Origin of the sequence: Streptomyces glaucescens, assembly GCF_002154375.1 — a bacterium.
In the GTDB taxonomy this organism is placed as follows: Bacteria; Actinomycetota; Actinomycetes; order Streptomycetales; family Streptomycetaceae; genus Streptomyces; species Streptomyces glaucescens.
In genome coordinates this window covers 1-5,319 of sequence record NZ_MUND01000580.1, presented here as the reverse complement: position 1 = coordinate 5,319, position 5,319 = coordinate 1, and the positions used below count along the sequence as shown (strand labels likewise).

Genomic DNA, 5,319 nt, shown 5'->3' with positions numbered 1-5,319 from the left:
CCGTCGTCGTACTCGCAGAACCGGCGCCGGAAGACCGAGCGTGCCTTGGCCGCCTCGTCGTCGCGCCAGGCCTCCGAGGTGAGGATGTCGGTCAGTTCGCCCTGGGTGCGGGCCACCGGGCCGGGGGCCTCGGCCATCAGGTCGAAGTAGACCCCGCGGGTCGCCACGTACGTCTCCCAGTCGTCGGCGTGGATGACGATCGGGCGGTCCAGATTGGCGTAGTCGAACATGATCGACGAGTAGTCGGTGATCAGCGCGTCGGCGGCCAGGCACAGCTCCTCGACGGGCTCGTAGGCGGAGACGTCGAGGACGCGGCCCGCGCGGCGCAGGCCGGTGAGCGCCGGGGCGGCACCGGCGTGGAAGTAGTGGGCGCGCACCAGCAGCACCGTGTCCTCGCCGAGCCGCTCGGCGAGCGTGGCGAGGTCCAGACGGGGGGTCCAGCCGGCCTCGTAGTCGCGGTGGGTGGGGGCGTAGAGGAGGGCGCGGCGGCCGGGGGCGATGCCGAGGCGGGCGCGGATCGCGGCGATGTCGGCGGCGGTGGCGGTGTAGAAGACGTCGTTGCGCGGATAGCCGTGGTCGAGGGAGACGTACCGGGCCGGGTAGGCCCGCTCCCACATGCGGGTGGTGTGGCTGTTGGCGGAGACGCTGTAGTCCCACTTGTCGACCCGGGTCAGCAGGGCCGCGAAGTCCAGGCCCTTCGCGGTGGCCGGGTAGCGCATCTGGTCGAGGCCCATGCGCTTGAGCGGGGTGCCGTGGTGGGTCTGGACGTGCACCGCGTCCGGGCGTTTGACCACCGCGTTGGCGAAGTTGACGTTGTTGACCAGGAACTTGGCGCGGCCCAGCACCTCCCAGTAGCGGCGGCTGCCGGGCACCACATGGTCCGTTCCGGGCGGCAGCAGGGCCACGCGGTCGGCGGCCACCACCCACACCGGGTGGATCTGCGGGGCGAGTTCGGCGAGCTTGGCGGCGATCGCGGCCGGGTTGCAGGCGACGCCGCGATTCCAGTACGCCGAGAACACCGCGAGGCTGGGGTCGACCGGGCGGGCGAGCGACCTGCGGTACTGGAGGCCGAGGGTCCGTGTGCGCAGCTGCCGCTTGCCCGAGCGGAGCGCCGCTCTGGCCGCGCGGCGGGCGTGGTTGGCGTTCTGCAGGGCGCGGTAGCGGACGTAGGCGTCCTCTTCGAGGAGGGCGCGGCGCAGGCCCTCGGGACCGGCCGGGTGGCGCAGGCCCTCGGGGCGCCACCGGCGGGCCGCCCCGGAGGCGCGGTGGAAGAAGGCTCGCGCGTCCCGCTCCGGCATGCCCGCGCGGACGAAGGTGCGCAGGCTGTCACGGACCATCAGGTGGTACAGGACCGTGTGGGGTGCCGTGCGGGTGCGGGTGTCCTCCAGCAGGGCCTCGTAGCGGTCCAGGACGGCGAGGTGGTCGTCCAGGGTGCGCGGCGGAACGCTCTGCGGGCGCAGTTCGCGGTGTTCGAAGCCGGGGTGGTTGACGCAGGCGATCCGCGCGGCGGTGAGCAGGGCGGTGTGCGCCGCGTACACCTCGTCGTCGGTGCCGAGGGCGTCGGCGTGGGTGCGCCAGTGCTCGGCTCTTATCAGGCGGTTGCCGAGCATCGGGGTGAGCCGGAGCAGGGCGGGCAGGTCGTCGAGGGCGGTCTCGGCACGGCCCGCGCGGGCCAGCAGACGGCCGTCGTACGAGGGGGCGCCGGACGTCCTCCAGGTGGTGCGGACGTGGTCGAAGAGCAGGACGTCCACGGTGTCGGGGAGTTCGGCGGCGCGGGCGGCCAGCAGGGCGGGGGCGCCCGCGGGAAGACCGTCCTTGGCGTGGACGAAGTGCAGCCACCGGCCGGAGGCCCGGGCCGCGCCCGCCACCCGGGCCGCGGCGTCCGCGGTCCCGTCCGGCAGCGGGAGCAGCACCGCGCCGGGAGCGTGCTCGCGGGCCGTCTCCCGGGCCCAGTCGCCGACCGCGGCCACGATCACCTCGATGTCCGGGGCCGGGGCGGCGCCCAGGGAGTCGAGGAGAGCGGTCAGATGGCCCTGGGTGTTCGGACCGTGGACGACGACGCTGAGCTGCGGTGGCACGGCGGACTCCCTTCACACGTTCGGGTGCCTCACACGGCATGGCCTATTGCGTCATCGTGGCATCAATCAGACGAAAGGGATAACCGGGGTTGGGCCGGTAGGGCCGCGGCGCACGGGGGGAGGACGGCTCAGGGGGCGACGGCGGTCGCCCCGCCCTCAGGGGCGGTGGCGGGCTTCGGCTCGGGGCCGGCCGCGGCCGGCTTCGGGGCAGCCGCCGCCGGCTTGGGCTTGGGCTTCGGCTTGGGCTTGGCCGTCTTCTCGCCGGTGAAGGCCTCGTACTCCTTCATGACCTCCTCCGTCGGCCCGTCCATCCGCAGCTCCCCGCGCTCCAGCCACAGCACCCGCTCGCAGGTGTCGCGGATGGACTTGTTGTTGTGGCTGACCAGGAACACCGTGCCGGCCTGCTTGCGCAGCTCGCGGATGCGGGCCTCGGAACGCTTCTGGAAGGAGCGGTCGCCGGTGGCCAGTGCCTCGTCGATGAGCAGCACGTCGTGGTCCTTGGCGGCGGCGATGGAGAACCGCAGCCGGGCCGCCATGCCGGAGGAGTAGGTGCGCATCGGCAGGGTGATGAAGTCGCCCTTCTCGTTGATGCCGGAGAAGTCGACGATCTCCTGGTAGCGCTCCCTGATCTGCTCGCGCGACATCCCCATCGCCAGCCCGCCGAGATGGACGTTGCGCTCGCCGGTCAGGTCGTTCATCAGGGCCGCGTTGACGCCGAGGAGGGAGGGCTGGCCGCCCGTGTAGATCCGGCCGTTCTCCACCGGGAGGAGCCCCGCGACCGCCTTCAGCAGGGTCGACTTGCCGGAGCCGTTGGTGCCGATCAGGCCGATCGCCTCGCCCTTGTACGCCACGAAGGACACGTCCCGCACCGCGTGCACCCGGCGCACCCCGGACGCCTTCTCGGTCTTCCCGCGGCGCAGGATGCGGTTGAGCGCGGCGGTCGCCGAACCACGCCCCGCGCCGGTGCCGTTGACGCGGTAGACGATGTCCACGTGGTCGGCGATGACGGTGGGGATCTTCTCGGAGGTCTCTTCGGGGGTGTGCTCAGCCACGGCCGTACGTCTCCTCAGCCTTCCAGAAGTAGATGAAGCCGCCGACCCCGGCGAGCAGCGCCCAGCCCGTCGCGAGCAGCCACACATGGGGCGGCAGCTGGCTCGCGTGGAAGCTGTCGATGAGCGCGAAGCGCATCAGGTCGATGTAGACGGCGGCCGGGTTGGCCTGCAGGACGGGGGCCACCCAGGACGGCAGGTCGGTGTGGGCGCTGAGGACGTGCTCGATGCTCCACATCACGCCCGAGACGTACATCCAGGTGCGCAGCACGAACGGCATGAGCTGCGCGATGTCCGGGGTCTTCGCGCCGAACCGGGCGAGCATCATCGACACGCCCGCGTTGAAGGTGAACTGGAGCACCAGCACCGGGATCGCCAGCACCCAGGACGCGGTGGGCGGTACGCCGAAGGCCAGCAGGATCGCGATCAGCGCCGCCATCGAGAACATCAGCTGCTGGAGCTGCTGGAGGCAGAAGGAGATCGGCAGCGCGGCCCGCGGGAAGTGCAGGGCGCGGACCAGGCCGAGGTTGCCGGAGACGGCGCGGGTGCCGGCCAGCAGGCTGCTCTGCGTGAAGGTCCAGATGAACACGCCGGTGACCAGGAACGGGACGTAGTCCGGCACGCCCTTCTTGGTCTGCAGCAGCACGCCGAAGATCAGGTAGTAGACCGCCGCGTTCAGCAGCGGGGTCATGACCTGCCAGACCTGGCCCAGCTTCGCCTGGCTGTACTGGGCGGTGAGCTTCGCCGTCGAGAACGCGGCGATGAAGTGGCGGCGCGCCCACAGCTGCCGGACGTACTGCGGCAGGGAGGGGCGGGCGCCGCTGACCGTGAGGCCGTGGCGGGCGGCGAGGGCCGCGAGGTCGGCGATGTCGGCGTCGGCCGGGGCCGGGGTGTTGGTCCGGGCCGTCGTCGGGGGCGGTGTGTCGAGGACCTGGCTCACATCCGCTGCTTTCGGTCGGGGGGAGGGGGTTCGGGGCCCGGTGGCCGCCCGTGGTCGGGACGGTGTTCGGGCAGTGGCCGGACGGTGTTCGCATGACGTTCGGACGGCGTTCGGGCGATGTTCTTACGTCGGAACGGGACCGTATCGTCGCAACGTGAGCGTAGGCCGAACGAACGACGGAACGCAACCGTATCGTCGTAACGCCCTATGCTGGGCGCATGACGACGAACGCCGACGGCCCCCAGCCGCGTCCGCGCCGCCGTGCCCCCGCAGGTGCGGCGGTGCTCCGCGAGGACGTGACGGAAGCCATCCGGGCGGCCGTCTTCGAGGAGCTGGCGGCGGTCGGCTACGCGCGCATGTCGATCGAGGGCATCGCCCGCCGCGCCGGGGTCGGCAAGACCGCGGTCTACCGTCGCTGGCGCTCCAAGCTGCACCTGGTGCTCGACATCGTCTCGGCGATCGCGGTGCAGGGCCTGCCGGCACCGGACACCGGCTCGCTGGAGTCGGATCTGCGGCTGCTGTACGAGGTGACGTCGCGCGCCCTGCGGCACCCGATCGCCTCGCAGGTCATCCCCGACCTCCAGGCGGAGGCGGCCCGCAACCCGGAGATCGCCGAGGCTCTGCGGAAGGCGCTGCGGGACGGGCAGGACGGCGTCGCGCTGAAGGTCGTGGCGGCGGCGGAGCGGCGGGGCGAGGTCCGCGCCGGCCTCGACCACGAGCTGGCGCTCGACCTCATCTCCGGCCCTCTGTACTGGCGCGCGGTGGTGATCCGCAGCCCGAAGCTCCCCAAGGGCTACCTGGCGGCGCTGTCCCACGCGACCGCCGAGGCGCTCAAGGCACTCTGACCCCGTCCTGCGGCCCCAGCCCGCCGGGCCGGCCGCGCCAGGTCCGCGGCCCGGCCGGGGGAGACGGGGCCGGCCGTCCGGACACCCCTAGGGGGTGTCGTCGAACTCCCGTCTGCCCCGCGACGCCCGGCACGTGCTCTCGCCGCATCGGACGAAAGCCCGGGTACGCCCAGTACGCGGACTTCCGCCCGGCGCGCCGAGAGCACGCACCGGACGCCGCAGGGCCGTCCTGCGGACGACGACGGGAGTTTGACGACACCCCCTAGGGACGTCTTGTCGATCACATGTCGAGCCCGATGGGTCATGCTGATCAGGGTGGTGGCGGCGAGGTAGCGGCCATGCCGATACCGTACGCGGCGGGCCGCCAGCCCCTCTCTCCGTCCCTCCCTGTACCGTGCGCTGTAGAC

Annotated in this window: 4 protein-coding genes; 1 reads left to right on the top strand and 3 read right to left on the bottom strand. The window is 72.4% G+C overall.

What is annotated here, in order from left to right; all coding sequences use genetic code 11:
* From CCN42_RS32230 to CCN42_RS32220, 3 genes are all read right to left on the bottom strand, one after another.
* A partial coding sequence (locus CCN42_RS32230; protein ID WP_086740905.1) for a CDP-glycerol glycerophosphotransferase family protein occupies positions 1-2,078 on the bottom strand: 2,078 nt, incomplete at its 3' end.
* A gap of 128 nt (positions 2,079-2,206) precedes the next feature.
* Entirely contained in the window at positions 2,207-3,148 is a 942-nt protein-coding gene (locus tag CCN42_RS32225; protein ID WP_211294836.1) for an ABC transporter ATP-binding protein, read from the bottom strand.
* Positions 3,123-4,067 carry an ABC transporter permease gene (locus tag CCN42_RS32220; RefSeq protein ID WP_086740900.1) on the bottom strand — a complete coding sequence of 315 codons (945 nt, stop codon included), beginning with the start codon at positions 4,065-4,067 and terminating at the stop codon, positions 3,123-3,125. The genes CCN42_RS32225 and CCN42_RS32220 overlap by 26 nt, the downstream gene beginning before the upstream one ends.
* Before the next feature lie 218 nt (positions 4,068-4,285).
* Between CCN42_RS32220 and CCN42_RS32215 the strand changes: the two genes are divergently transcribed.
* A complete protein-coding gene (locus CCN42_RS32215; RefSeq protein ID WP_086170888.1) occupies positions 4,286-4,912 on the top strand; it encodes a TetR/AcrR family transcriptional regulator in 627 nt (208 codons plus the stop codon).
* Positions 4,913-5,319: the final 407 nt, after the last annotated feature.

Coding starts and splice junctions, on each gene's coding strand:
- CCN42_RS32215 (WP_086170888.1), top strand. CDS start 4,286: ATGACGACGAACGCCGACGGCCCCCAGCCGCGTCCGCGCCGCCGTGCC.